Genomic DNA, 1589 nt, shown 5'->3' with positions numbered 1-1589 from the left:
GTCTTCCTCTTCTTCCTCGTTCTCCTCGTCTTCTTCTTCGGCACCGTCCGGATCGGGCTCGAATCGCACCTTGCCGTCGTCGATCACGCTGCGCCATGGCATTCCATTGATTCTGAACGAGACTTCCTGCGGATTTCCCATCCACAGATGTTGAGCGATCTGCTCAGCGGTGAGCTCGCTCGAAGAGAAGTACGTGCCCTCACCGCTCACCAGGGCCATTGCAGGCAGGCAGTTCAGCGCATCTGCGATGTCGCTGCAAGGTCCCACAACGCCATCGTAGGCATCGCTGGCCCAGTAGGTGTCACCCCAGCGCGTGATTTCGCTGCTTCCGCCGTGAGCCGGCGAGCCTCCGTCGAATTCGCGATAGTAGACCCCATGGCCAGATTCTATGGCGCTGCTCAGCGAGACACAGAATTCCTCGAATCTCAGGCTATCATCGTCTTCCTCTTCTTCCTCGTCGTACATCGGTTCCCAGTCGAGCAGCTGCTCCAGGCTCTCATAGGCACAGCTCAGGCCCATCGACTGATCATCGGCCCAGTAGCAGCTGTTCCATCGAAGCACGCGGAAGATGCGTGCACGCTTCTTCTCGAGCTGCTCGAGCTGCTCGGGAGGGAGGGTGGTCAATGTGACCGTCTTGCCGTCTACCCTTTCCGTCCGAGGCAATATGGGGGGCCACTGCTCGCGAGGAACCTCTTCGCCCTCGGATCGAATGATGTCTGTCATGAACTCGTGTTGCTCTTTGTAGTCGTTGAACAATGCGTTCTCCTCAGGTGGCTTCCTCGAAACGGGGTGCTTGCGCATGATCGGATTCGTTTCGGTGGAAGATGGTTCCCGCTCGTGATTCATCGAATTGTGTAGCAGCCATGCATGGCGCTGCTGTCGCGGCAGAGCTTGCGGGATGTCGCTCTCGTGAGGGTTCGGGTTTTTACGGTGGTCTTGTAGCATGGCTGAATCGAGACTCGTTTTCGGGTGATTTTGTGAGGTGGTGCGGCAAGCGTCTCGTCACTCACCGCGAGCAAAGGTTGCGCGCTGTCGATGTTTCAGGCTGCCCTGTGACACGTTCGAGGACATCGATGGCCACGGCAGGGGGCGCGACGCCTGCCTTTGGTCAGTGCGCCAATGCAGCCGACCTCGACCGCGGTGGCCTGCCCGACGTGGTGGCGCTGCAAGAGAGCACTGCCGGCGAGCACCATCGCTTCTTCACGGTCATGCTCCGCAATCCGTGATGTCGGCAGGGCGGTCATCGCGCCACAGCGTAAGGGCCGAGAGCGAGCGGCGTAATCCTGATGCGCCGAACGCTCTGGAGGACGCGTCGTGGCGGACGAGTGGAATTCGCGATATGGTGGAGAAGGCTGGTTCTATGGAACGCAGCCCAACGACTTCCTGAAGCAGAACGTCGACAGGCTCCCCTCAGGGGGCGTCGTTCTCTGCCTGGCCGAGGGTGAGGGGCGCAATGCGGTCTTTCTCGCGGAGCGCGGGTTTCGCGTGACGGGGGTCGATCAGTCGGCGGTGGGGCTGGAGAAGGCGCGGCGACTGGCGGCCAATCGCGGCGTGACCATCGAGACTGTGTGCGCGACCCTCGACGCCTA

2 protein-coding genes are annotated in these 1589 nt (G+C 60.8%); one reads left to right on the top strand and one right to left on the bottom strand.

The genetic code is table 11. The annotated features are described in order from the left end of the window. Window positions 1-756: hypothetical protein (locus EB084_25115; protein ID NDD31545.1), on the bottom strand; the 756-nt coding region annotated here is incomplete at its 3' end. Window positions 757-1314: 558 nt separating this feature from the next. Between EB084_25115 and EB084_25110 the strand changes: the two genes are divergently transcribed. Beyond that, window positions 1315-1589 (top strand): class I SAM-dependent methyltransferase (locus tag EB084_25110; GenBank protein ID NDD31544.1); only part of this gene is annotated, 275 nt, incomplete at its 3' end.

The organism is Pseudomonadota bacterium (assembly GCA_010028905.1).
In the GTDB taxonomy this organism is placed as follows: Bacteria; Vulcanimicrobiota; Xenobia; order RGZZ01; family RGZZ01; genus RGZZ01.
Note: the sequence above shows the minus strand (reverse complement) of the source record. Positions and strands in the feature narration are given on the sequence as shown.